The sequence below is a fragment of the Pseudoalteromonas sp. AWH4_217 genome, assembly GCF_056161105.1.
Genome location: NZ_JBSWYM010000008.1, coordinates 24,988 through 51,905 on the forward strand (window position 1 = coordinate 24,988; position 26,918 = coordinate 51,905).

The 26,918-nt window shown below is 47.4% G+C and carries 19 protein-coding genes; 7 read left to right on the forward strand and 12 right to left on the reverse strand.

The genetic code is table 11. The features are described 5' to 3' along the window. Positions 1-24 precede the first annotated feature (24 nt). Positions 25-3,966, forward strand: coding sequence for a response regulator (locus tag ACXAH1_RS11365; protein WP_475196786.1), 3,942 nt, complete (start codon positions 25-27; stop codon positions 3,964-3,966). Positions 3,967-4,048: 82 nt separating this feature from the next. Here the strand turns inward: ACXAH1_RS11365 and ACXAH1_RS11370 are convergent, their stop codons facing one another. After that, positions 4,049-4,735 carry a DUF3334 family protein gene (locus ACXAH1_RS11370; protein WP_253044476.1) on the reverse strand — a complete coding sequence of 229 codons (687 nt, stop codon included), beginning with the start codon at positions 4,733-4,735 and terminating at the stop codon, positions 4,049-4,051. A gap of 125 nt (positions 4,736-4,860) precedes the next feature. Between ACXAH1_RS11370 and cmoA the strand changes: the two genes are divergently transcribed. Together cmoA and cmoB are read left to right on the forward strand one after the other, a co-directional pair. Then, entirely contained in the window at positions 4,861-5,586 is a 726-nt protein-coding gene (gene cmoA, locus ACXAH1_RS11375; RefSeq protein WP_253044475.1) for a carboxy-S-adenosyl-L-methionine synthase CmoA, read from the forward strand. Between the two features lie 10 nt (positions 5,587-5,596). Continuing rightward, positions 5,597-6,565, forward strand: coding sequence for a tRNA 5-methoxyuridine(34)/uridine 5-oxyacetic acid(34) synthase CmoB (gene cmoB / locus ACXAH1_RS11380; RefSeq protein WP_475196787.1), 969 nt, complete (start codon positions 5,597-5,599; stop codon positions 6,563-6,565). Positions 6,566-6,626: 61 nt separating this feature from the next. On the opposite strand, the gene adk is transcribed toward cmoB, so the two are convergent. Together adk and ACXAH1_RS11390 are read right to left on the reverse strand one after the other, a co-directional pair. Next, positions 6,627-7,271, reverse strand: a complete 645-nt coding sequence (adk, locus tag ACXAH1_RS11385; RefSeq protein WP_010385354.1) for an adenylate kinase — start codon at positions 7,269-7,271, stop codon at positions 6,627-6,629. A 362-nt stretch (positions 7,272-7,633) separates the two neighbouring features. Continuing rightward, on the reverse strand, positions 7,634-8,533 hold the full coding sequence (locus ACXAH1_RS11390; protein ID WP_475196788.1) for an EamA family transporter: 900 nt from the start codon (positions 8,531-8,533) through the stop codon (positions 7,634-7,636). Between the two features lie 491 nt (positions 8,534-9,024). Between ACXAH1_RS11390 and ACXAH1_RS11395 the strand changes: the two genes are divergently transcribed. Together ACXAH1_RS11395 and ACXAH1_RS11400 are read left to right on the forward strand one after the other, a co-directional pair. Continuing rightward, positions 9,025-11,241 carry a TonB-dependent receptor gene (locus ACXAH1_RS11395; RefSeq protein ID WP_475196789.1) on the forward strand — a complete coding sequence of 739 codons (2,217 nt, stop codon included), beginning with the start codon at positions 9,025-9,027 and terminating at the stop codon, positions 11,239-11,241. A gap of 174 nt (positions 11,242-11,415) precedes the next feature. After that, positions 11,416-12,651, forward strand: a complete 1,236-nt coding sequence (locus tag ACXAH1_RS11400) for a hypothetical protein (protein ID WP_475196791.1) — start codon at positions 11,416-11,418, stop codon at positions 12,649-12,651. Between the two features lie 240 nt (positions 12,652-12,891). Here the strand turns inward: ACXAH1_RS11400 and ACXAH1_RS11405 are convergent, their stop codons facing one another. The 6 genes from ACXAH1_RS11405 to glk form a co-directional block, all read right to left on the reverse strand. Continuing rightward, complete coding sequence (locus ACXAH1_RS11405; protein WP_253044469.1) at positions 12,892-14,322, reverse strand: YfcC family protein; 1,431 nt, start codon at positions 14,320-14,322, stop codon at positions 12,892-12,894. Positions 14,323-14,524: 202 nt separating this feature from the next. After that, positions 14,525-15,529, reverse strand: a complete 1,005-nt coding sequence (gene gap / locus ACXAH1_RS11410; RefSeq protein ID WP_475196792.1) for a type I glyceraldehyde-3-phosphate dehydrogenase — start codon at positions 15,527-15,529, stop codon at positions 14,525-14,527. A 17-nt stretch (positions 15,530-15,546) separates the two neighbouring features. Then, positions 15,547-16,167 carry a bifunctional 4-hydroxy-2-oxoglutarate aldolase/2-dehydro-3-deoxy-phosphogluconate aldolase gene (locus ACXAH1_RS11415; RefSeq protein ID WP_475196793.1) on the reverse strand — a complete coding sequence of 207 codons (621 nt, stop codon included), beginning with the start codon at positions 16,165-16,167 and terminating at the stop codon, positions 15,547-15,549. A gap of 23 nt (positions 16,168-16,190) precedes the next feature. After that, positions 16,191-18,044, reverse strand: a complete 1,854-nt coding sequence (gene edd, locus ACXAH1_RS11420) for a phosphogluconate dehydratase (RefSeq protein WP_475196795.1) — start codon at positions 18,042-18,044, stop codon at positions 16,191-16,193. A 271-nt stretch (positions 18,045-18,315) separates the two neighbouring features. Next, positions 18,316-19,329: a LacI family DNA-binding transcriptional regulator gene (locus ACXAH1_RS11425; protein ID WP_475196797.1), complete on the reverse strand. Its 1,014-nt coding sequence runs from the start codon at positions 19,327-19,329 to the stop codon at positions 18,316-18,318. A 14-nt stretch (positions 19,330-19,343) separates the two neighbouring features. Beyond that, a complete protein-coding gene (gene glk / locus ACXAH1_RS11430; protein WP_253044464.1) occupies positions 19,344-20,360 on the reverse strand; it encodes a glucokinase in 1,017 nt (338 codons plus the stop codon). 387 nt (positions 20,361-20,747) lie between these two features. Between glk and ACXAH1_RS11435 the strand changes: the two genes are divergently transcribed. Further along, positions 20,748-21,770 carry a LacI family DNA-binding transcriptional regulator gene (locus tag ACXAH1_RS11435; protein ID WP_475196799.1) on the forward strand — a complete coding sequence of 341 codons (1,023 nt, stop codon included), beginning with the start codon at positions 20,748-20,750 and terminating at the stop codon, positions 21,768-21,770. Between the two features lie 9 nt (positions 21,771-21,779). On the opposite strand, the gene ACXAH1_RS11440 is transcribed toward ACXAH1_RS11435, so the two are convergent. Beyond that, positions 21,780-24,083: a methyl-accepting chemotaxis protein gene (locus ACXAH1_RS11440; RefSeq protein WP_475196801.1), complete on the reverse strand. Its 2,304-nt coding sequence runs from the start codon at positions 24,081-24,083 to the stop codon at positions 21,780-21,782. 96 nt (positions 24,084-24,179) lie between these two features. After that, a complete protein-coding gene (locus ACXAH1_RS11445) occupies positions 24,180-25,109 on the reverse strand; it encodes an ABC transporter substrate-binding protein (protein ID WP_475196802.1) in 930 nt (309 codons plus the stop codon). A 200-nt stretch (positions 25,110-25,309) separates the two neighbouring features. Between ACXAH1_RS11445 and ACXAH1_RS11450 the strand changes: the two genes are divergently transcribed. Continuing rightward, a complete protein-coding gene (locus ACXAH1_RS11450) occupies positions 25,310-25,504 on the forward strand; it encodes a hypothetical protein (RefSeq protein WP_138552065.1) in 195 nt (64 codons plus the stop codon). Between the two features lie 35 nt (positions 25,505-25,539). Here the strand turns inward: ACXAH1_RS11450 and msrA are convergent, their stop codons facing one another. Next, complete coding sequence (gene msrA / locus ACXAH1_RS11455; RefSeq protein ID WP_475196804.1) at positions 25,540-26,829, reverse strand: peptide-methionine (S)-S-oxide reductase MsrA; 1,290 nt, start codon at positions 26,827-26,829, stop codon at positions 25,540-25,542. Between the last annotated feature and the right edge of the window lie 89 nt (positions 26,830-26,918).

Here is a 26,918-nt window from a genome sequence, read left to right on the forward strand (position 1 = left end):
CTTTCAGTAAGCATAGCTTGAGAAATGACCGCACGCGACTATGGTTACTATGTTAGTAAACTCAACAGTGTGGCGTATATGGGTGTAAAATTAAGAGTGAATATTGTCTTTGCGGTGATACTGTCGATATTAGCTATTTCAGCGTTATTACTCTTTTTAAGTTATACCAAACTCGAGCCGGCCAGCCAAAAATTAGACAACCTTAACACATTGGCCAACGTCTCTTCTGAGCTTAAGGAGCAAGCGCAGAATCACGCAGTACAGCTTGCTCTGTACTTAAACAACCCACAACCCCAAAGGCTTGAGCTGCTACGTGATTATAACGAGTCGCAATTTACATTCACACAGGGCAGTCAATCTGGTGAGCTATCAACGCAAGGTGAAATGCAAAAACCGGTTGGCCTGGTCCATGCCCTGGCCCGTCTGCCTATTGAGTCCTCAGCAACACAACTTGCGGCACTGTACGGTGAGCTCAGACAACTCTATATACAAACCTATGCTGAGCTGGCACAGCCTCAACCAAGCGCCACTGCGGCCCCTTTCAATTTGGCAAACTATCACAGCACCTTGCAACATATCACGACAGAACTTGACCAGTTGGATGTAATATTCTCACAGCAAACATCACAACTATATAAAGAAAAAGATCGCCAGTACATGCGCCTGAATCAACTTGCAATATGGGGGATTATATTGCTTGGACTGGCTACGTTGCTGGGGATGTGGTGGTGCAATTTTAGACTTTTTGACCCCCTTAAACGCTTATACCAATCACTGCACAACGCCAATCAGAGTGGTAATGCCCAGCTGCACTTGCCCGAGCAACTAGGAGAAGAGCTAAGTAGCCTGGCCAATGTGGTTGGTCAGATCTACGACAAGCTTCATAACCGAGTGGAAATCGCCAAACTGCGCGAAATGTTTAATCAGGGGATCCGCCACAGTCGTGACCCGGATGAACTAAGACGCTTCGCATTGGAATTTTTCGCGACTTACTACGCAGCTCCCAGCGTAGCAATTTGTGACACCAGTGACAAAGTACTGACCCCATTACAGACCATAGGCTGCCCACCCTGCCTGGATAACCTGAGTATTCAGTTCACTCAATTATGTCGAACTTTGACGCGGCAAAGCTTAGTCTCAGGCGATGCCGCTTTTGACTTAAAAGCAGGTGCCGTCGCCATATCTATTAAAAGTGCTGCTTTATATCCTTTGCTCGTCAACAATCAGCTGAAGGGTGCTCTGTATATTGCCAGCATTGATAAATTCGACAGTGAACAGCAGAACAGTATCCAGCAGCTATGTGAAGATCTTGCGATTCAGATTCAGTTATGTGAAAACGCGCAGCAACAGCTCGCTGCAGAAACGGCCTTGTCGCAGCACCTGGAGATGACATTGCATATCCTGAATGCCATTCCCAATCCGACTTATTACCGAGATACCCGGGGCACCTTTTTGGGGGTAAACCGAGCTTTTCTTGATTTTCTTGACCTGTTTGAGGCCGAGGTGACCGGCATGCGGATCCAGGATGTGTTTGATGTCTATACGACGGGCTACCTGGAGCAAAAATCTAATTACACCATAGAGCAGCAAACACAGCATCAGTTCGAGTTAACTCTGAAGAACGGCCAACAGGAATCCAGAGAGCTGATAGTACATGAGGCTCCTTTCTTTGATGGCTATAAAGAAGTTGGTGGTGTGGTTGGGACCTTTTTAGACATGACAGAGCGAAACGAGCTCGAGCGTAATATGCTTGCGGCCAAAGAGCTGGCCGACAAAAACGCCAAAGTTAAAAGCGAATTCCTTGCTAACATGAGTCACGAGATTCGCTCCCCCATGAATGCCATCATTGGCATGGCTCATCTTGCACTGAATACGCAGCTCACGACAAAACAACGTAATTATGTTGAAAAGATAGATAACGCCGCCAAGCAGCTTCTAAAGCTGCTGAACGATATTCTCGATTTCTCTAAGATCGAAGCAGGTAAAGTTGAAATTGAGTCCACCCACTTCCATCTGGATAAAGTGCTGGATAACGTAGCGACAATCGTCGGACTCAAAGCCGAAGAAAAGCAGCTGGAGCTGATATTTGATGTCCACCCGGATGTAGCGAATGATTATATTGGCGATCCACTGAGGATCGGCCAAGTATTGATCAACCTTGCAGGGAATGCCGTTAAGTTTACAGAGCAAGGTCACGTGACGATCAATATCAGCTATCAAAGTGAAGATGAGCAAAGTGCCAAATTACTCTTTCGTGTCATTGATACTGGGATTGGGCTGAGCAGCGAACAACAAACCAAACTCTTTCAGTCGTTCTCACAAGCTGACACATCTATTACGCGTAAATACGGTGGCACCGGTCTGGGTCTGACTATCTCGCAACATCTGGTGAAACTGATGGGTGGCGAAATTTTTGTTGAAAGCGAACCTGGTAAAGGCTCAACTTTCTATTTTACACTGCCTCTGCCTTTTGCCACCACGACCCGTCTCGTTAGCCAGCCTTCTGAACATTTTAGAGACAAAATAGCTTTAATTGTGGACGACAATGCACTGGCAAGAGAAGTCATGGCCGCCATGCTGAAAAAGTTTGGCATCGCCTCTAAGCTGTTCTCATCCGGTGATGCCTGTATTGAATACGTACAAAATCAGCAACCTCATTTTGATATTGCCTTTGTTGACTGGCATATGCCGCAAAAAGACGGCATTGATACCATTATGGAATTACATCGTCTTTCTTCTTCAAGACAATATGTACTGGTCACCGCCTACGGCCGAGAGCTCGGACTGAAAGACGACCAAAAGCACATGATCTCCAGTATTTTACTCAAGCCTATCAATCCATCCAGCGTGTTCGATTGCCTGCAAGCCTGCCTCGCACCTCTGCCCCAGCAAGTTACAGCCACCAGTGCCACCGAAGACTCCAGGCTATCCGGACTGACGATCCTGGTGGCCGAAGATCAACCCGTTAATCAGGAGATTGCGGTTGAGATTTTGACATTCCACGGTGCCAATGTAGCCGTTGCCAATAATGGTCAGGAAGCACTCGAGGCCGTACAAAAGACCGCATTTGATGTAGTATTGATGGACATGCAGATGCCTGTAATGGATGGGCTAAAGGCAACCCGAGCAATTCGCAAACAGCCCGAACTCTGCCAGCCGCCAATACTGGCAATGACGGCCAATGCCATGCAAGCAGATATACAGACTTGCCTGAGTGCTGGTATGAATGGACACATAGCCAAACCTATCGATGTTGAAAACATGGTTGTAACCATACTGGCGCATGCTAAACAAAGCGAGGCCGAAGAAGGTGTTCAAAAAGCAGTGCCACTTGAGTCTGACGAGCTGGAAGCACCAAGCGTAGAGGCCAAGACCTTCACACTTGAGGGGATTGATATCGAGGCCGGTATCAACCGGGCTGCTGGCAACCGGGACGTGTACTTTTCGCTGCTTGAGAAATTTGTGAAACAACAGATTGAAGAACTCATCAACCTTAAACAAGCCATCACCATAGGTAACACAGAGCTTGCAGAGCACATTCTCCATGCCCTGAAAGGCGCAAGTGCGAACTTATCTATGACACATCTGACGAGCCAATGTGCTGCACTGGAATCCCAACTTCAGAATAACAGCTTAGACGGAACACAGATTGATAATTTGCTGGAGTACATCAGGCACTGCCATGAGCAAGTCTCGAATTATGTAAACTTACACACCGCAGAGGCTGAAAAATGCCTTTCAGATAAGACCTCTGACGCTCTGTCTGAGCAGTCCGACGAAATGCTGATAGCACTTGCGAAAGCACTGCAGGACTATGATGCAAGTGCTACTGAGCTTGTCGCATCAATGCATACTGACACACATTTGCCTGAAGCGGTGTTGGATGAACTTAACGATTTGATCACTCGGTATGAGTTTGAAAAAGCACACGCGCTGCTATTGCCTTATGTACCGCAACTTGCTTGAGCCTGAGCCCAAATGGAGATCGAGGCAGCATAGCCAGCCTTTAATAAGCTTGGCTGCGCTGCGCAAAAGGTAAGATTAGTCGTTATAACCCAAGGTCAGCCATAAAGTCGTCATCTGCAACGTCTTCAGCTGATGTCTCTGCTTTTTTTGCAGACTCCGCTTTTTTTGTTCTCTGGCTTGCAATGATGTCATCCGGGTCCACGGCTTCGGTAATATCGTAGTCATGGAGCTTGATAAACTCGGTCTTATCCATTGCCAGTTCAAGATAGAAAATGTTCTGCCCCTGAGTAGTAAAGGTCACGCGGCGCGCCTGTGGCCTGTCCATTGTGGTATCCACCGAGATCTGAACCTGTTTGTTAATTGCCATCATTTTAGGCTGGTTCTGTGTGATAGAGGTATGAAGCTGCTCACGCACTTTACTGGTAAAGTCACCAACGATTTGGTTCATTAGCTCACCCATCACATTGGATACATCATCCGATAGGTGGCTTTGCGCAATTTCACTTTCCGGCATCCCCATTGAACGCATATAGTCCTGATAAACCTCCATCGCAGCCTGCGCGGTAAAGTTGGTGACAACCAGTCCGGTAAAACCGCCGTCAAACAGAACAAAACAACCAATGTCTGGACGCATACAGGTACGGGTGATCTTCTGTACCATTGCCGAATAGGCAATCTGATTGCCACTGGCCGAGGATAAAACCTCTGTCACCGAGTGACATAATGTGGATAGGATATCTTCTGTGCTGATCACTTTATTTTTCGCCATGTTGGTTCTCTAACTTACTTCTTATTGTTAATACTAGCCAAGCTACTCAATTTATCACTGACTATCTAGTATAAAATGCTAAAATAGCATGATTATTTTTTTGTAAGACAAATTGGACTAGCAGTGTGACGGGCAAAGACAGTATATATGCCACAGAGCAAGAAGTCAGAGACTTCACCTTCGACGCAAACGTTGTAGAAGTATTTCCGGACATGATCCAGCGCTCGGTGCCGGGTTATGCCACCATAGTCAGTACCATGGGTAAATTGGCAGGCCAGTACGCCCAGAGTAACTCTAACCTGTATGATTTGGGCTGTTCGCTGGGCGCAGTCACCCTGAGTATGCGTCGCAATATCGACAAAGAAAATTGCCGCATTATTGCCGTAGACAACTCCCAGCCTATGGTCGAGCGCTGCCAGATGCATCTGAAAGGCTTCAAATCAGACGTACCGGTAGACGTGCAACTGGGCGACATTAACGAGTTAGAGATAAGCAACGCCAGCGTTGTTGCCATGAACTTTACTTTGCAGTTTATCCCCCAGGCACAAAGAGCCGCTGTGCTTGAAAAAATTTACCAGGGGCTGAAACCCGGCGGCGTACTGCTGCTTTCGGAGAAGATAAAAGGTGAGAACGACATCAAAGATAATTTGTTGATTGACCTGCACCACGACTTCAAACGACACAATGGCTATTCGGAACTTGAGATCAGCCAAAAGCGTACCGCCATTGAGAACGTGATGCGCACCGACAGCCTCAGCACCCACAAAAAGCGCCTGGAACAGATCGGCTTTGCCCATACCCAGGTGTGGTATCAGTGCTTTAACTTCTGCTCCCTGGTAGCGATTAAATAAGAGAAAGACTATGAATTCCTGGTTTACCGATTTTTATGCCGCTATTGCGAAAAGCCCTCTCAGCCATTGGCTGGAAACACTGCCGGCACAACTGACTCACTGGCAAAAAGAAGCCCAGCACGGCGACTGGTCACAATGGGAAAAGGTACTTAAAAACCTCCCTGATTTGCCCGCCGATCAGATTGACATTGAGAACAAGGTGTCCTTTACCCGTCAGGAGCCACTCTCTGAGGGACATCAGAAGCAACTGACACACCTGTTCAAACGCATGATGCCCTGGCGCAAAGGCCCGTTTCATATTCATGGTATCGACATTGACACCGAATGGCGCAGCGACTGGAAATGGGATCGCTTGTTACCACATATCAGCGATTTACATGGCCGCAGCGTGCTCGACATCGGCTGTGGCTCTGGCTATCATCTGTGGCGCATGCGCGGTGCGGGGGCTGAGTTTGTCGTGGGAATTGATCCCTCAGACTTATTCTTGAGTCAGTTTCAGGCCATCAAGCACTTTAATCCAGATCCGAATGTCCATCTGTTACCTCTGGGTGTGGAGCAACTCCCGGATTTGAAAGCCTTTGATACCGTTTTCTCTATGGGGGTTCTGTATCACCGTCGCTCCCCCATCGACTTCCTGGCTCAGCTAAAAGCTCAGTTGCGCCCGGGCGGTGAATTAGTGCTCGAAACCCTGGTCATTGAAGGTGATGTAAACACGGTTCTTGTGCCGACAGATCGCTATGCCAAAATGCGTAACGTCTGGTTTATTCCCAGTTGCGATGCGCTTGCGTTGTGGCTACAACGCGTGGGCTTTAAAGACATCAAGGTGGTGGATAAAGACATCACTTCTTTGGATGAACAAAGACGTACCGAGTGGATGCAGACCGAATCTCTGGCCGACTTTTTGGATCCCAACGATCCCAGTAAGACAATTGAGGGCTACCCCGCTCCGCTCAGAGCAATCCTGGTTGCAAAAGCTTGATAATCAAACACAAAAAAGCCAGCATCTAAGCTGGCTTTTTTAATTTACTCTAAAGGCTAACTTAGCCTAGTAGCTCAGCCAATTGCTGACTTACCGCTTCAACAGCCTGAGTACCATCCAGTTTGTGGTATTGAGTATTGCCGGCATCCGCTTCTGACTGGTAGTAGCTTACCAGCGGTTTTGTCTGGTCGTGGTAGATACCAAGACGCTTGCGTACTGTTTCTTCTGTATCATCGGCACGAATGATCAAGTCTTCGCCAGTCTGGTCGTCTTTGCCTTCTACTTTAGGCGGGTTGTACACAACGTGATAAACACGGCCAGAAGCCGGGTGTACGCGACGACCGCTCATACGCTCAACGATGATTTCGTCAGCAACGTCGAACTCGATAACGTGATCAACGGCAATGCCGTTTTCTTTCATTGCATCTGCCTGAGGGATAGTACGCGGGAATCCATCTAACAGGAAACCATTCGCACAGTCTTCTTTTGCAACGCGCTCTTTTACCAGACCAATGATGATGTCATCAGACACAAGCTGGCCTGCATCCATCACTTTTTTGGCTTCCAGACCCAGTGGCGTGCCTTCGCTGATTGCAGCACGCAGCATGTCGCCCGTTGAAATTTGTGGAATACCGTACTTTTCCATTAGAAATTGAGCTTGAGTGCCTTTACCTGCACCCGGCGCGCCTAGCAAAATAATGCGCATAGTGTGTTCCTCGTATGTGAGTTATACCCATTTCACTTAATACCTGTTCAATTTGAAGGAGCAAATAGGACGCTAACTGTGTTAAAAATTTCTCATTTAGAACAACTAAATAGCAAAATCTTTGCCTTGTTATCGACCCTATTTTCTCGCCTCAAAATAGAACACTTAATTAAGCAAATTGGTATTAACTGGATTTTAATTGTGTCGAATTTTTTCACATTGGGCAGGGATACTCAAGGGACTTAGACCAATTGTCTAGCGCAGATTGTAACAAGGCGAACAAAATTCACTCACCTTGTCATAATATTCGGATTGCCATGAGAATTTGGTCAATTAAACCTCGTCTTTGCCAGGTATAATTATCAGCTGACTTCTTGCTTTAACCCAGCCCTGCCTAAGACAGCTCGATATAGCCGCTCACCCAGAACCGAAAATGTCAGACCACTGAGGATCACGGCACCGCCAATCATCTCGAACAGGCTTATCTGTTCACCCAGGATCAAACTGGCCCCTATCATCCCCACCAAAGGGATCAACAAGGCAAACGGGGTCACTGCCGCAGCGCGATGTCTGCCCAGTAACCAGCCCCACAAAGCAAATGCCAGCAAGGTGGAGACGGGCCCAACGTAGAGTAACGCTAACCAGGATTGTGCACTGGTATTTTGGATCAGGGTGACTGGTGTATTACTTTCAAGAATATAAGACAATACGAACAAAGGCAGTGGCGCCACAGCACTGACCCAGACCATAAAATGCAGCAAGTTAACTTGCTTTAACTGTTTCATGATGAGATTCGACACCGCCCAGCTCAAAGCCGCACACAGGATCAACGCCATGCCATACAAAGTGACACTGCCTGTTTCGCTCAAAAAGAACAAACCAAACCCACTACACGCAATGACCGCACCAGTTATCTGAAAACGACTTGCCTGCTCTTTTAACACCAGTGCACTAAGAACAATCGTAAACACCACCTGGGCTTGCAGTAATAACGATGCAATGCCCGCTGAGGCATCTTTTTCCATTGCTACAAACAGCAGGCCAAACTTAATCACACCAAGAAATAAGCCCACTCCCAGCACATGCCACACCGGTGTCTTCGGAAAGGGAATAAAAAAAATGGCGGGCAGTGCCACAATCAAAAAGCGTAAGCCAGAAAACAAGATAGGCGGCAGCTCTGCGAGGCCCAATTTGATGACTGAAAAGTTAATTCCCCACACTGCAACGACAAGCAATGCACACAAAGTGCTTTTTAAATCCATATTCCCTTCCTGACCTAACGACTTTTTCACCCTAATTCGGGTCCAATGCATAGCATCACGCTAGCATAAATTTCACGACAAGCGCAAAACGGTACGCGCCTTTTATTTCGAATATTGAAACAATCATTTTAATTACTGCCATTTTTTACTAAAAAGGTACATTCATGTAAAATTACCTAATTAGCAGACAAAGCAATGCAATAATTCGCCAAAATAAAAAAATTAAACCATTTTTCATTGCAAAATTATTTCATTCCATTGTAGAATGCACGCCCAACCGAATAGCAGCTTTTGCTGGCCTTTCATTCTTAAAATTCTTGTTAATAAAAGTCGTGCAGTCCCCATATGGTGATTGCTTTTTTGTGCGCGTCAATTTTATAAATGTCAAAAGTCAGCTCAGCGATAGCCATTCAACCCGGTTGGCGACTACCCTCGCAGAAACCACCACACACGAGATTTAAAATTAACCGTTTCTAACTTGAGGAACATACATGAGCACCACAGCACGCAATCTTACTCCGATCGCAACCGCCATGGCACTGGCAATGGCCGGCCTGTCATCTGCCCCAGTATTGGCAGAAGAAGCCCAAGCTGAGAAATCAAAAATCGAAGCCATCACGGTAACCGCGACCAAGCGTTCACAGGTTATCTATGAAGTACCGATCGCTATGAGTGCATTCTCAGGGGATGATCTGGATGCACAAGGTATCTCAGACATCACTGATGTGGGCAAATTTGTTCCAAACCTGAATATTACCGGCTTCTCAGCAGGTCACAACTCCTCTGCCAACCCGTTTATTCGTGGTATCGGCTTGCAAGACCACCTGATCACTACAGATCCTGGCGTAAGCGTTTATGTTGACGGTGTTTACCTGGGTCGCCAGGTTGGCCAAAACTGGAACCTGGCCAACATCGAGCGTATTGAAGTACTGCGTGGTCCTCAGGGCACTCTGTATGGCCGTAACTCAATCGGTGGCGCAATTAACATCATCACTAAGCAACCAGATCAGGAAGCAGTGACTAAGGTTAGTGCTGAGACTGGCACACGTGGTCGTCTCAAAGCGAGCATGTTTACCAACCAGGCCGTAACCGATGAACTGGCGTTTAACTTCAACATGGGCTTTAACCGCCGCGGTGGCCTGGGTGAATTTACTAACCTGCCAAATGCTGAATACGATGTGGGTGAGAACCAGGAATTCCATGGTCGAGTCTCAGTTAAATACACCCCAACTGATGATTTACGTTTGGTACTGACTGCAGATGCGAACGACGGTGAAGGTGGTACTCGTCCGTTTACCGTTCTGATCGATGAGATGCCAGAAGGACGTCTTTATAAAGCAGGTTTGCGTAACCACATGGTAGCTGCTGACCCATATGACAATGCCACGAGCAGCATTGAAACGGCCACGGTATCAAACAAAGCAAATGGTGTATCACTCACAGCAGAATACGATATCAACGCAGATTTTGGCACTAAGTTTATCTTCAGTAAGCGCTCTTCTGAATATAAAGCCGGCCTGGATGACGACGGCACCGCAGTCGCCCTTGACCACTACCCTGAGCGTGGTGAGGCCGATCAAACTTCTGTAGAACTTCAGCTAACGGGCTATCTGGGTCGCGCAGACTTTGTAACCGGCATATACTGGTTTAACGAAGAAGGCAGCAACCGCCAGAGCTCTGATGAAGCAAGCTTTGATGGTGGCCCGACTAAACTAGAGTTGGATCAAGAAACCACCAGTCGTGCGGTTTTCTTCAACCTGGGCTATGACCTGACCGATGATCTGCGCTTGAGTGGTGGTGTACGCTACACTGAAGACGAAAAAGAAGCATCAACAAATGTATTCGACCCTGTTGGTACCATCTCCTCTAGCAAAGACTGGGATGAGATCTCATGGGAAGTTGCAGCGAATTATACCTTTGAGAATGGCCTTAACTGGTACGGTACCATTCAAACTGGTTACCAATCTGGTCAATACCCTGCCCGTCCATATTTCCTGATCGGTCAGTTCTTCGGTGAAGGCGGCTTTGACAACCCGAATGCAGCCGCCGCGGTGCGTGCAAACAACGCATTTATGGCGAGCGAAAACATCAGCGCAATCAACTATGAAACTGGTTTCAAAGGCCAGCTGACTAACGACTTCAGCATGAGCGTTGCGTTTTTCAATACTGAATATGAAGACCTGCCTTATCAGGTCAACGTAGTAACTGATGCAGGATTTGACACCAACAACCTGATTGTTGAACAGACCTCTCGCGGTATCGAGTTTGAGAGCACCTACTATGTAACAGACAACTTCACCCTGCATTCAAGCTTTGGCTTTATGGATGTAGATGTTGAAGAGCAAAATGGCATCAAGCCGGTTGCACCTCTTACTCCAGAGTGGACTGCCTCAATCAGCCCGTCTTATGAGTTTGAACTGGACAACAATGCAACGGTAAATACGCGCTTTGACATTTCATACCGTGACAGCATGTATGGTGAGCCGAGCTCAGATCCGCGCCGTATGACACAAATTGATGACCGTACTACGGTAAACTTTGATATTTCATACGCGCCAGCCAATGCGAACTGGGACATCTCGCTATATGGTCGCAACATCTTTGATGAGCGCTATGACGATGCACGTCTCAATACTGGTGACTACATCCTGGTTATCAAGAGCAATGATGCCAGCGAATTCGGCGTTCGCTACCGCGCAACATTCTAATTAGCTATTGCCTAACAGACTGTTAGCTTCACGCTGACAGTCTGCTTACCCTCGCTTTTACACCTTTCCTGTAACCCCTCCTCGTCGTTTACAATAGTTCACCTTGATAGTTGAAGTGCAAATAAGAAAAGATTAGGATCCGCGCCTTTCATATGGATACGGAATATATCAGACATGAGATTCTTACCTAATAAGAAGCTGTTCTTATGCGCAACAATGGCCTTGTTACTCACTGCATGTGGCGGTGGTTCAGACAGCCAAGACCCAAGTAGTTCCTCTGTCGAAGACAATAAAATTAGCTACACCGAATTACCCAATTTTATTAATGTAAAAGAAGGTCAGGAGGTCACGCTATCTCTGAATACCTCTGGGACAAATGCAAGCAACCTCAATTTTACCTGGACAGTTCGTGGCGTTGATGGTGACGTGCCATTTACAGGACAAGGCACTGATACAATCACATTTACCGCGCCAGAAGTGACTCAACAGAGCTCTCTCAGCATCTCTGTAAAACTAAACACCTCTAATGTGATAGGTTTTGTGGACCAGCACAGCTCTGTATCTGTCGCTGATACAGACTCAAGCACCATTACACCACAACCTGATACGGGTAGCGTAGTCGAGGAGCTTGATTTAAGTGTGCTTGTCTCTGGCAGTACCTGGATGGAGACCATTCACCGGCATATTAAAGCACCGCGTACGGAAGGCGGCTATAATCATACTACCGTGAAATTCTCGCGCCCTCTCGATATTGTTGGCTTCGATCAAAGTGAACATATGTTTACTGCTCAAGCGTGCGGTAAGCAACATGGTAACGATGTGAAAGTGCGTGACTTTTTTGCTCATATTGACTGTTCAGAGGGTACTGAGTCAATGGTGCTGACTCAAGCTGAAAACAGCTTTACCATCACCAAAATGTGTGGTGACGACGTTGCTGCTACCAGCACATTCAAACACGTCAGTGAGACCGCACAAGAGAGCTTTGGCAAGTTAGCAGTTAATTTTGCGAACTATCCACAGCTTGCTGAAACAAATCAGCTTTGCGGTATTATCGCCACATCTCATGTGGAAACAAAGGACGGTAATGGTGAGACATTAACCAGTGCCGACGTCACAGTCGTGCGTTTGACTAGTCAGTACGAAGGTAGCCCGTTTGAGTTATCCTTCACATTTGGCGGCAAGCCAAACGATTCGTTTGCTAGTTTAGACAGTGTTGCAACAGGCAACTTCGCACAGCTTACTGCGACTGCATACCCTGAAATATACCAGCTCAAGAGCGACTCAGGGATGCTCAGCCTAGATTGGGACAACACAGACACACATATCAAGGCTGAATTTAGCTTCGACCTGCCGCTTAGCACGTTCGAAGATGAAGAGGTCACAGGTAATTTCGAGTTAAAACTCGACTGATATCAATTCACTGATCATCAGACTATAAAAAAGGGCTACGATTAAATCGTGGCCCTTTATTTTAACCTGCAAACCAGCACACTACATAGGCTGATCGTCATCCACCCATCGATTGGTTATATATTAATGCGGATTGATTTCACAATGACAATATGCTTCATGGGTATTGCAGTTTGATTGATGCGCCGCACAGAGTGAGCACGTGGCTCACTCTGTGAGATACAAGGTATCTTATCCGGCTTACTTTGCTTGTGTTTGTGCAGTCTCTTCCACTTTAGGCTGGACGTCTTCGCCGTAACCAAAGGTAACAGCCAAAACCAGTACAACGGATGCAGCCAGCATCAGTTTACCAAACAGTGGCAGACAGAATCGGAACCATAAATGATAAGGTACTCCTGCCATACCAATGATCCCCATCAGAACCGCATTGGTCGGAATGATCATGTTAGAGAAGCCATCACCAAACTGGTATGCCAGTACTGCAACCTGACGGTATACACCAATAATATCACCGACCGGTGCCATCAGTGGCATAGTGACATAAGCCTGACCACTGCCTGAAGGGATAAACAGATTCAACAGCGTTTGCATTATAAACATACCTACAGCTGCCAGTTCAGCACCCAGATGTGATAATGGTGACGACATGGCATAAACCAAAGTATGAAGGATCTGACCATCTTCCATTATCAATGCAATACCACGTGCCACACCAATTAAAATAGCGGTGCTTGCTAAGTCTTTCACCCCTTCAATAAACTCATTGGCCGCCCGATCGGCTCCTATCTGGCCAATTAAAGTCGTGAAAATCCCCCAAGAAATAAATACGGCACCCAGCTCATACAGATACCAGCCTTTTTGAGAAATACCCCATACTGCTGTCACAATCGCGGCAACCAGACCAAACAAAATCATCTGGTGACGTTTGTTCAGTGTCGGGTAATTTGCCTCAGCACTACCGGCTAACGGACATGGTAAACCTTTGGTCAAGGATAACTCAGGGTTTGCCTGTATTTTTTTGGCATAACTCCAGACATGATGAAAACCAATCAATACAAACGGCAGGAATATTGCCAGCCGCAGTTCAATGCCCGAGTACACAGGAATGTCTGCTACCTTCTGAGCCACCATTACGGTAAAAGGATTAAAGGCAGACACGCCGTAACCGATACCGTAACCCGCAACCACCATGCCCACTGCAGTCATTGCATCAAGGCGCATCGCTTTACATAGTCCAACCAGGATAAGTACAAAAGGAATATACTCACCGGCTGTGCCTATGGCACCTGATGCCAACGCAAAGCAGAATACCACCATGAAAATTAGAATATTCGGCTTATGACCAAATCGCTCCAGTAAGCGGCCTATTAGCGCATCTATGGTGCCCGTTGCACGTGCGATTGATAACACACCACCGACAATAAAGACGAAGAAAATAACATCTTGTGCCGCTGCAAACGCACGCGGAATCGCGACCAGAAAATCCATCGGAGTTAGATGCGTTTGCGCTTGAGCAAGCGCGTAAGTACCAGGAACTACGGCCTGACGACCATTGTCGAGTGTTACTGTCTCGAAGAAGCCTTGCGGAACAAGCCAGGTTGCGAGATACGCTACCAGCATCATAGACAATAATAGGATGAGCGTATGGGGAACTTTGAACCCTTCTTTCATGTTAATTCTTTGTCGTTAATTTAAATTGTGCGCAGTGTAATAAAAATTGGCCCTCTGGTGCAAACACCACGCGCCTAATGAGCCAACTTTGTCGTTAAAAAAGGTAACAAGAACTCCCTTGGGGGAAAATCCAACAGAAATAAAAAAGCCCTGCACTAAGCAGGGCTCACATGACGCAAGAAAAAATGCTGTTTGATCCGGCTTACAGGAATTGGCCTAACGCTTTTACCTGGTCAAGCATACGGTTTGAGAAACCCCATTCGTTATCGTACCAGGCCATAACTTTAACCAGTTTGCCATCGACCTTAGTCTGGGTTGCATCAAATACTGATGACGCTGGGTTATGGTTAAAATCAACGGATACCAGTGGCAATGTGTTGTACTCAAGAATACCAGCCATCGCACCGTCGGCAGCGCCTTTTAAGATCTCGTTTACTTCCTCGGCAGATGTCTCACGTTTTGCGATAAAAGTAAGATCAACCAAAGAAACATTCACCGTCGGTACACGCACCGCCATACCATCAAGTTTGCCAGCCAGCTCTGGTAATACCAGACCCACAGCCTTCGCTGCACCGGTTTTTGTCGGGATCATTGATTGTGTTGCACTACGCGCACGGTATAAGTCTTTGTGGTAAACATCACACAGGTTTTGATCATTTGTGTAAGCATGGATAGTAGTCATACTGCCCTGTTCAATCCCTATGGTGTCATTAAGGGCTTTTGCTACTGGTGCCAGGCAGTTGGTCGTGCATGATGCGTTGGAAATGATGTTGCTATCTGCATTCAAGACTTCACTGTTTACGCCATGTACAACAGTGGCATCCATATCAGTGCCAGGTGCCGACACGATCACTTTCTTCGCACCCGCTGCAATATGCTTACCGGCGGTTTCACGTGAAGTAAACAAACCTGTACATTCAAGTACGATATCTACCTTAAGGTCGCGCCAAGGTAATTGTGCAGGATCGCGCTCCTGAGTCAGGGTGATTTCGTCATCACCTATAACCAGGGTGTTGTCTTTTAGCTCAACCGGAAAATTAAAGCGCCCATGAACCGAGTCAAACTGGGTCAGGTGTGCGTTAGTCTGTGCTGGTGCCAAGTCGTTAATCGCGACAATCTTGATCTGATCATTCTGACCTGCTTCGTAAAGCGCTCTCAGTACATTTCGACCGATACGGCCATAGCCATTAATTGCAATATTAATCATAACCCTATTCCCCTAAATTAGTTTACTTCACTTGCTTGTCGAGCAAGCGCTTCAATGGCTTGCCAGTCTTTGTTTGCGATAAGTGCTTTATCAAGCATCCAGGTACCACCGACACAAATCACATTTTTGAGTGCCAGGTAGTCAGGTGCTGTCGCTAAGCTGATCCCACCCGTTGGGCAAAACGTCACCTGAGGTAAAGGACCACCGATTGATTTCAGCATGGCCGTACCACCTGCAGCCTCTGCCGGGAAAAACTTCAAAAACTTAAAGCCCTGAGCGGCCAGCTCCATAGCTTCGCTTGGCGTTGCTGCGCCAGGTAAAAATGGAATATCTGAGCCTTTTGCCAGCGCCAGCAATTCAGAGCTTACGCCCGGGCTGACCATAAAATCAGCACCTGCTTCAACGGACGCGTCGAATGATGCTTTGTCAACGACGGTTCCGGTCCCGACATAGGCCTCTGGCACCGCTTCTTTCATGGCTTTGACCGCCTGTGCAGCAACCGGTGTACGCAATGTCACTTCCAGTGCACGCAGACCACCGCGATATAACGCCTGTGCCAGTGGCACGGCATCTTCTAAGTCTTCAATGACGATAACGGGTACTACCGGTGCCGCTGATAAAATCTCTTTAATGCTCATAATGTCCTCATTCCCAGTTGCTGTTATTCTTCTATGCCGAATGCACTTGCGCCTAAGTCGGCACTGCTGACAATATTTCTGAAACCGCTAAATAACTCTCGACCCGTACCAAAAGTTGGACCAACCTCGGTCAATTCAATCTCACGCTGAGCAAGCTCTTCATCGCTAACGTGCAGAACCAGTTCACCTTTAGGTGCATCAAGCGTGATCAAATCACCCTCTCGTACTTTCGCAATCGGCCCACCTTCAACGGCTTCTGGCGCCAGGTGGATAGCCGCAGGCACTTTACCCGATGCACCTGACATCCGGCCGTCAGTGACAATGGCGACTTTGAAGCCTTCATCCTGCAAGCTCGCCATTACCGGCGTCAGCTTATGTAGCTCAGGCATCCCTTTGGCCTTGGGACCTTGCTCTTTAAGTACGGCAATAAAGTCCTGGTTTAGTTCGCCACGGGTGTACGCTTCTTGTAGTGCTGCTTGTGAACTGAACACTTTGGCAGGAGCCGAGACCACCTGATGCTGCTCAGCAACTGCAGATACTTTAATAACAGACTTGCCCAGGTTGCCACTTAAAAGCTGCAGGCCCCCTTGCTTGTTGAAAGGATTAGACACAGGTCTGAGCACATCTTCGTCCAGAGAATCAACTGGGCAATCTACCCATTTCACTTTTGCAGGCCCTGTGCTGTCTGTCATGATAAGACTTGGGTCAACATCTAAAACCGGCTCTTTTGTATATGCATCAAGGCCTTCGCCCACAATGGTTTTAACATCGTTGTGCAGGTAACCGGCATCACGTAATTCACGCATCAAAAAGCCCATGCCACCCGCAGCCTGGAAGTGGTTCACATCGGCTGAACCATTAGGATAAATACGCGTTAGTAATGGCACCACTTCCGATAAGTCAGCCATATCTTTCCAGGTGATTTGAACGCCAGCGGCTTTAGCCATGGCTACCAAGTGAATGGCGTGGTTTGTAGACCCCCCTGTTGCCAGCAGGCCCACCAACCCGTTAATCACGGTTTTTTCGCTCACTACCTCTGCCAGGCTATTCGCATTGTCGTCGCCAAGCAGCTGCTTTAACATGGTTTCTACTGCGCTGGCAGTCAGGCCATCACGCAGCTCGGTATAAGGGTTGATGAATGAGCTGCCAGGTAAGTGAAGACCCATGATTTCCATGAGCATTTGGTTTGAGTTTGCCGTACCATAGAAAGTACAAGTGCCCGCGCTATGATAAGAAGCACTTTCGGCTTCCAACAGTTCTTCGCGGCTGACCAGACCTTGTGCAAATTTTTGTCTGACACGAGCCTTCTCTTTATTCGGAATGCCCGATTGCATAGGGCCCGCTGGCAGGAAATAAATTGGCAGATGACCAAATGACAGCGCGCCAATCAGTAATCCGGGGACGATCTTGTCACACACGCCCAAACAAAACACACCGTCAAACACATCATGTGATAGGGCAACCGCCGTCGACATTGCAATAACATCGCGAGAAAACAAGGACAGCTCCATACCATCACGCCCTTGCGTTACGCCATCACACATCGCGGGTACGCCACCGGCAACCTGTGCAGTGGCATCGTATTTTTCAGCGATCGCCTTGATCTGGTCAGGATACTCTTTGTAAGGCACATGCGCAGACAACATGTCGTTGTAAGCATTGATAATAGCCAGGTTTGGCTGCTCATCCGCTTTTAATCTTGCTTTGTCACTGCTCGAACAGGCCGCCATCACGTGTGCCAGGTTACCACAGCCCAGTCCGGCTCTGACGCGAGTTTGTTTTTTTGCTTGTTCTATGCGCTCAAGGTAGGCCTGACGAGATTGCTGACTGCGGGTGATAACGCGTTGAGTGACTTCATGAATTCGAGGATGCAACATAATTCAACTCTCTATTGTTAGAGGAAAAGGCTCAGTACAGCTCTCCCCGTACTGAGCAGCTTTGATTTACCCGTTCAAAGGTACGCTGTCAGGTTGTCTCTCACCCCAACCTGACACCGGTGTCACTATATTTACTCACGTTTGTGACACCGGTGTCAACCCTTACTTTAAATTTAGTCTAAAATTCATCAATGACCAAATAATGAACAAGCCAGAAACAAAAAAGCCCGACCAAGATTGGCCGGGCTTTGGGCAAGTATAAAAATGGGATTTAGTGGTTTTTGGCAGTTGACTCGCGTGTGATCAGCCTAGCTTCCAGAACGCGCTGATATACCTGCTCCTGGGGTTCCGAGATTTGCATGATCAGTTGCTCTACAGCCAATCTCGTCATCTCTTCAACAGGCTGTGCAATGGTCGTCAAACCGGGCCAAATGTGCCGCGCAATCGGCGCATTATCAAACCCAGCGATAGACAAATCTTCCGGGACGCGCAATTGCCGTTGAGTTGCCAGCTTGAGTACCGCGGCAGCCATGTAGTCGTTAGACGCGAATACGGCCGACGGACGTGGTGTCATATCCAAAATGGCTTTAGCGCTGTCTGCACCTGAGTGGTAACTAAAGTTACCCTCAGCAACCAGACGTTCCTGAAGCGGGATCTGGTGTTGCTCAAGCGCTCGTTTATATCCGTTATAGCGATTTTCTGTGGCACTGTGGTCCGGGTGACCTTTGATAAAGGCAATATCTGTATGACCCAGTGCAATAAGGTGTTCAGTCAGCTCAAAGGCCCCCTGCTCATCATTACTACAGATAGAAATAGACTCATCATCCTGAATAGCTGAGGCCACCAATGCGTAGTTGATATTTTTTTGCTTAAGAAAATCGATTAGCTCACGTGAATCAGAAAACGGGGGTGTCAATACGAGACCATCCAATCGAGACGTTGTCAGCAACTGATCAATATTATCAATCAATGCCTCGCCGCGAAGCTCACAAGGGTGGATCAGTAAGTTGTAATTATGTTTATGACAGGCTTCTAACGCACCACTTTGTACACGGGTTATATAGCTTTTACTCGGATTGTCATACAGGCAGCCAATAATGAAACTCTTGTTGCGCGCTAATCCGCGCGCAATAGGATTTGGGCGGTAATCCAGCTCCTTAAAAACTTTGAGTACTTTCTCGCGTGTTGCAGGGCTGACATTAGGTTCATTATTCAATACCCGGGACACTGTCTTTTTCGACACACCCGCATACTGCGCGACACTGTTAATGGTCACTTTTTTCATTACACTTGTCCTGACTATCTGGTACTGGCACGCTCATGTAAGCACGCAGCAGCGCCAATCAAAGGGATATTTTCCTGTACTACTAAAGTGACTGGGATCTGACCCGCATATTGGCTCATCGGGCCTTTGGTGACAAACCGTTCAGCAAACTGGCTTGATTTTAAGCGCTGCGCCATCCGAGGCAGAATTCCGCCACCAATGAACACACCACCCAGTGCACCAAATGTTAAAGACAGATCACCGGCAACACTGCCAATCCAATCACAGAAGTGATTCAGCGTAGCATCACAGATTTCACATTCCGCTGCACGCTCACTGATCTGCGCCGCGCTCAGTCTCTCAGCCGTGTGTCCTTTTACTTTTGCCATAGCCTGGTACAAATGTGCTAAACCACGACCGGAAAAAACTTCTTCAACTGAAACATGTGCAATTTCCTGTTTCAGGGCAACCAATAACTGCTGATCCAGTTCAGTGACCGCAGCTAAGCTGATATGACCAGCCTCGCAACTCATTACGGCACTGCCGTTAATGTCTCTGGCCAGACACGCAGCACCAAACCCGGTGCCAGGTCCCATCACCGCGATATTAGCACCAGCTTGAGCCTGACCCGATTTTATTTCGATATTTTGTTCTGGGTCCAGGTAAGGCGCAGCGTACGCAAAAGCAGCAAAGTCATTGATGACCGCTAATTCGCTAAAACCAAATTGCTGTTTAATATCCTGGCTGTTAAATTGCCATCCTAAATTAGTCAGATAAACCTGCTGTGCCTTCACCGGCCCTGCCACAGCCAGACATGCACGCAACGGCTTGGCTATGGGAAGTTCATTCAGGTAGCGGCTGATGGCAGTTTCAAAAGAGGGAAATTCGGCGCTGGGATACGTTGACTGGTGACTTATTACAAACTGATTAGTACTCGAATCATATTGGGTTATTACGGCAAAACGGGCGTTGGTTCCGCCGATATCCGCGACGACAATAGGCTCAAACACGTGGCCTTTGTTATTCGAGCTATGAGGTGTTGTCTGGCTCATGTTGTTTTTCTCTTTTATCCGGGTGCACTGAATGCACAACTTCCAAGGTAACTGGCTCGGGTGATGGTGCCAAGCTTCAGCTGTATAACTTTGCACGTTCAGCTGAAAAAATGCTGTCCCCGGAGGGACAGCCAATACGTTTTGACAACAAAATGATAAAACAGTGACATTATGACACCGGTGTCAGATGGAGGCAATAAAAATTTTCGCTCTATCGACACGGCATTTACTAACTGCGCATTTTCACAGCACCTATTTATGAGACCCGCAATATTTTGGTAATTAGGTCGGTCAAGTATGTTACCAGGGCAGCAACATGGATATTACGCTTGCAAATTTTATTCATTCGCTGACAATAATCAGGTTATCACTTAGAACAAATAAACTATGAAACCAAAAGGCAAGGCCACCTCTTTTGATATAGCCCACTTTGCGGGTGTCTCCCAGTCTACTGTGTCACGCGCACTGAGAAACAGTCCGCTGGTTAATGAAGAGACCCGACGTCGCGTCTGGGAAGTGGCAAAGCAGCTGAATTATAAAGTCGATAAAAATGCCAGTAACCTGCGTACCCAGCAAAGTAGTACTCTGGCACTGTTGTTATTTGAAGACCCAACCGGGGACGAATCGCAGATCAATCCTTTCTTTCTTAACATGCTCGGAAGCATCACCCGCGCCTGTGCAAAACAAGGCTATGATCTGCTGGTTTCCTTTCAGTCCACCAGCCAGGACTGGCGAGCAGATTATGAAGACAGCCACAGAGCCGATGGCATTATTCTACTTGGTTATGGTGATTATATGGACTATCAGTCTCGTCTTCAGCAGCTCCTTTCACAGGACACTAAGTTTGTTTGCTGGGGCGCAACGGTTGACGGACGAGAAGATTTAACGGTAAGTTGTGATAACTATGGTGGTGGTAAGCTGGCGGCAGAGCATCTGCTACAGCAAAATCGCTCCCAGTATGTCTTTATCGGCGACGCATCCGATCACAGCCCGGAGTTTTTCGCGCGCTTTAAGGGCTTTCGTGATACCCTGACAGCACAAGGCTTAGCATTACCCGAGCGCCAAATCGCCAATGCCATTTCAACGGAAGAGTCTGGCTATCATGCCACCCGTTCTTTGTTGGCCAATAATATTCAGTTTGATGCGTTATTTGCAGCCAGCGATCTCATCGCCATTGGTGCGCTCAAAGCGCTCAAAGAAGCCGGTAAAAACGTGCCGGGTGATGTCGCCGTTATTGGCTTCGACAATATCGCAGCTGCCAGTTTTATTTCGCCGGCCTTGACCACAGTACAGCAAAATACCACACTGGCGGGCCAAATGCTGGTCAACAACCTGCTTAACTTGATCAAAGGGGAAGCGGTGACAGACACCCTGTTGCCACCTAAGCTGATTGTTAGAAAATCCGCCTGAACGCCTGTGTTACAGATGAAATTTACTGATCTGCTGCTTGAGCAATAGTGCATCCTCATCCGCAGCAGAGGCCATTGCATTGACTTCTGTGATAATGGCACAGTTTGCCTGCGCCAGGGTTGTGATATCTGATATTTGCTGAGTAACGTCTTTGGCCACGGCACTTTGTTCAGTGGCTGCTGTCGCCATTTGCTCATTGAACGCTTCAATTTTGCAAATTTGGTCGTTAATTTGCTGCAACGAGTCCCGCGTGCAGTCCGTCGATGATAAGTTGTTTTCTGTTAACGCATGTGCTTCGCGTATCGCAGACATCGCATTTGCCGAACCACTTTGAAGACCTTGTATCATTCGATTGATTTCTTCTGTCGATTGCTGAGTCCGCTGCGCCAAAGATCTCACTTCATCGGCCACAACAGAAAACCCTCTGCCCTGCTCACCCGCTCGGGCTGCCTCAATCGCAGCATTCAATGCCAGTAGATTCGTTTGCTCTGCAATTGTCTGGATCACCTCCAATACCTGGCTGATGTTATTGGACTGCTCCTGCAAAGCCGTCATTTGCTGCATAGTCAGGTCCATCGCCTGCTCCAGACTTCGGGATGACTGCATATTCTTGGCCACATTACTCTTACCCTGCTCTGACGCGCTCACCGCATCATGACTGGCTTCGCTGGTGTATTGCGCATTCTTGGCTACGTCCTCCGAGGTTGCAGCCATTTGCTCCATTGCCGCAGCAATGTGCACGGTTAAATCCGTCTGTGTGTCGCTCTTATTCGTGAGCTCTGTAAAGTTAGCTTGTAACTGTGCCATTTGACCGGAAAGCTTTTCGGCACTGGAATTAACCTGATTTAAAGTATCGGCAAAAGTTTCAAACATAGAGTTCAAAGCGCGCTCTACCTGCCCCATTTCATCCTGACTATTAGACTCATTAAACCGCAAAGTTAAGTCCAGTGAAGTCGCAACCTGATTGATAAACCGGCTCATCTTTTGAATGGGCGTAGCGATAATATTGCCCAGCACCCATGCACAAAACAGCGCAATGACTATCAGTATGACGGTTATGATAATCGCCATCGTTGTTATCTGATTGGTTATTTCTTCTACATCAGCAAAGGCCTCAGACTGGTCGAGCTCGCTCAGTAGCGCCCAGGTCTTGCCGTTTATCTCGACGGAAGTATACGCAGATGCCACGGCAACATTGCGATAATCTTCAATGATGGCGAATCCGGATCGACCCGACAGTGCTGCTTCGACAGCCTGAGTGCGGACACTTTGCAACCCGACCGATGTATCAAACCTGTCTATTGCGGCAATCACTTGTGGCTCTACATCAGCCTTTGCCAGTACCTGCAGATAGCCTGCTTTATCTTCCAGTAAAAAGCGGCTCATGCTACGCATTTTAAAGTCACTGCCCACCAGGTAGGTTTCGCCCGATTCTCCCAGCCCTCGTGCTTGCCAGTTCTGCTGGTAAGTCAGGATGTCATTGAGTCTGTCGATCGGCATTTGAAACACCAATACAGCAAGAATATTTCCTTCTTTGACAATCGGCGTCGCAACAAATGACGCAGCTGCATTGTAGGAAGGTAGATACGGGGCAAAATCAACAAAGGCTATCTCTCCCGGGGAGAGTGTTCTGGCTGCTCTGAAAACGTCACCAAGCCCACTTTGCGCATAGGGACCACGCAGCAGTGATGTCGCATAGTCCAATTCCTTGAATACGGAATACACCACATGACCGCTGTGTGCATCGACAATAAAAATATCGTAATAACCAAACTGCTCCAAGAAGCCATTAAAAAAGGGGTGATGCAGACGGTGAACAGAATCATACTGGCTACCATCTTGCAAACTATTCAGGGCATTTTTACTCCCTAATGGGTGCGTATTTTGCACTATGTACTTGTTTTGCCAGAATCTGGCTGGTGCATCAAGGGTATCCAACAGGCGCCGTGTATCTGTCGGTTTACCATTTCTTTGCGTAAATACCTGTCCAAACTCATCACGATAATAGCGGCTCAATGCGGCTTCGTCGGGCTGTGCGCCCACTTGTTTGAAAGTATCGGTAAATTGAAGTGCCGCGTTACGGGTAGCTTCACTTGTTGCCAGCGTCAGTAACTGGCCATTGATGAAGTCAAAATACGCCGTTAACTGCTCTTTCTTTGCGTCCCTGAGACCCACCAGGCGGTGCTGGACCTGCATAGTCAGGGTGCTGGCTACATCTTTTTGAGTCACTATGCCCACACTAAAGGACAAAATAATAAGCGCAACCGATATGAGAGTTGAGACGCTAACAATAAGCTTTAATTTGATGCTCACGGCACCTCCAGCGTCATCCTGACTTGTAAAATAGACAAGTACTAGTAGCTTAGCTCAAGATCTGAAATTATGTTGTTTTTTATAAGTTAAACTGAGCTATTTAAAACACTTGGCAAACCACTTACGCCACTGAACCTGATTGGTTTCAAGCCAGTGTTTTGCAACCAGTGCAGGCGTAAAATTCTCCAGATTAACCATGGCTGCCAGTTGCTCAAGCATGGCGCTATCCATGTCGAACTGCCGCAAGCCCTGTGCCAGACATGGGTGCTGCTCAGAAAACACGGTACTGACTATCTTTTTTAGCCACCCGGATTTAGGGTTTCCGCAATCAAACAAGAACCTGGGATTGACTCCCCAGCTAGGTTCAGTTTCACACCGAGGGTCAAAATCTGGAAACTCAACAAATTCACCGGGATAAACGGCTCCCACCCAGTTGGGTGTCCAGTTAAACATCAGTATCGGTTGCTTGATTTTGTGAGCGATGGCCAGCTTTTTCCACAGTGCCTCTCCACTTTCAACCTGCTCTACAACAAAGGGCAGCTGTAACGCGCGGATCCTGGCGCGATCAGGCTTTTCCCAGGGGCCCGCAATATATACCCCCTTCCCCTGAGAGCCTGGCCTGGAAAAGACGTCTGCACACTGGATCAGCGCCTCCCAGTGTGGCAAACCCGGACAGTGTTGCTTAACATACAACGGGTACCACCAATCTTCGCGGGTTTTCAAAGCGTAATCTCCAAGGTCAACAATCACCTGACTACGCATAAGCTGTGCATATTTGTCTGCCATGGTGCCTTCCCAGACTTCCACTTGCACGTCTGCCATCCCGGCTTTCAGTAAAAACCACTGACCATCTGTTTTGGCCTCGATAAATTCAGTTTGATAACCAAGCTCAGTAAAAATATTGGCCACAATATGAGACAAAACTTGCTGGCTCGTCCAATCATTGTAGAGAATTTGAATGGGCTGCATGGCACGCAATGGCATTGACAACAACAAAGTCCAAATACAAAGGACACGACACACCATAATGAACACCTGTCAAAGGGTGAATATCTATCAGTATAGGTGCAATCTTTCATTCTCGTCAGTCTACAAATTCACTCTGTGACTTATGAAGATTCATCTTAAAAAACAACTGAGAAATATTTTTGCAACAAAACTTTAAATGTTTTAAGGTGTATTTGTTCACAATTCGAACAAAGCAAACTCAACAAAGGAATAACGACATGAAACTTAATCTAAACAAAAAGAACATCAAAACACTCAGTGCAGACAAAGCTACCCTGGCACTACAAGCGACACCGCAAGTTGCCGGTGGTGCACCCAAGAGCTATTTCAATAATTGTGCACCAACAGAAAACCGAGAGTGCTGGGAAGATTCTATTGGCAACTGCCCTTATACCATGGCATTTGGATGCTAATCCTTTAGCAACCATTTAATGTAAATGCGGGATTTCTACTGACTTACCTGGTAGTCCTGCCTGGATTTGAACTCCAGTACGGTCGCATTAATGCAGTAGCGATCGCTTCCCCCCGGGCCTTCATTGGCAAAGACGTGGCCTAAATGGATCCCAGAAGAGCTGGACCGGATCTCTACACGCTGCATACCGTGACTGTTATCTTCATGATACGTGACGCTGCCTGCCACCGGGTGCTTAAAGGAGAGCCAGCCGGTTCCTGAGTTAAACCTGTCTTTGGTATCGAATAAAGCTTGCCCGCTTAACTTATCAATGAATACACCATCACCAGTTTGCTTAAACAAATCATACTGCTTACAAAACGGGCGATCTGTGCCCTGTTCAAACGCCGTCTTGAACGCCTCACTGTCACCCAGCTTGAAAACGCCCAGTGCACGGTAAAATTCGTCACGATCCATATAGCCCTGAAAGCCTGCGACTTCTTTACCTGCTTCTAAAAACAAGATCGTCGGTGTCGCCCAGGTTGCGGACATGATACTCAACCCCTGCAACTGGTTTGCACGACGATAATGCAGTGCAATCGTGCCCTGATAATCATTCACGACTTGTTGTTTGAACTTTTCACAGTAAGGGCAATATGGCGCATCAATAACAACAATATGTTTGCCAACCATTAATGGCTTATTGTCGACGTTTTCTTCAACCGTTTGTTTAAAGGTCACACCTGTACTGTGATCAGGGCAATAACCATTGGGGTTTTTCACCAGATAGTTTTGGTGGTACTCTTCCGCCCTGACGAACGCCACTAAAGGCTTAATTGCCGTTTGGATCGGGCCATAGCCAGCTTTACTCAGTAATAATTGATATTGCTCCCGTAACGCCTCTGCTTTGGTTTTCTGCTCCTCTTGTGTATACAAGATAGTTGAACGATACTGAGTACCCACGTCGTTGCCCTGGCGGTTTTTCTGTGTCGGGTCATGACTTTCAAAATACACTTTTAGCAATGAGTCTGTGGACAGCCGACTGGCGTTGTAGGTAACGCGCACTACCTCTGCGTAATTATTGGGATCAAACCGTCGACTTGGTGCAGTTATCGCTTTGTAGCTCGCATCAAAGCCGCGACCATCAGCATAGCCGGATTCGGCATCAATCACACCTGGTAAGGCCTCATAGCGTTTCTCTGCCCCCCAAAAACACCCGGAGCCCAACACCAGGGTTTTAATATGTGAACTGGCTTTGTCTGGCATACTGCTAACAGGGATATCATTGGCTTGGGTTACACCCATTCCCCCCAACAACGCCAAACCCAGAATGAGTCGTTTATTCACGCCGGTTTCCTTAAAAATGATTTCAGATGCCTAGTGAGACCGCACAAGCCCAGTGACACTTTCACTTTCGCACAAAAAACCTGTTTGTC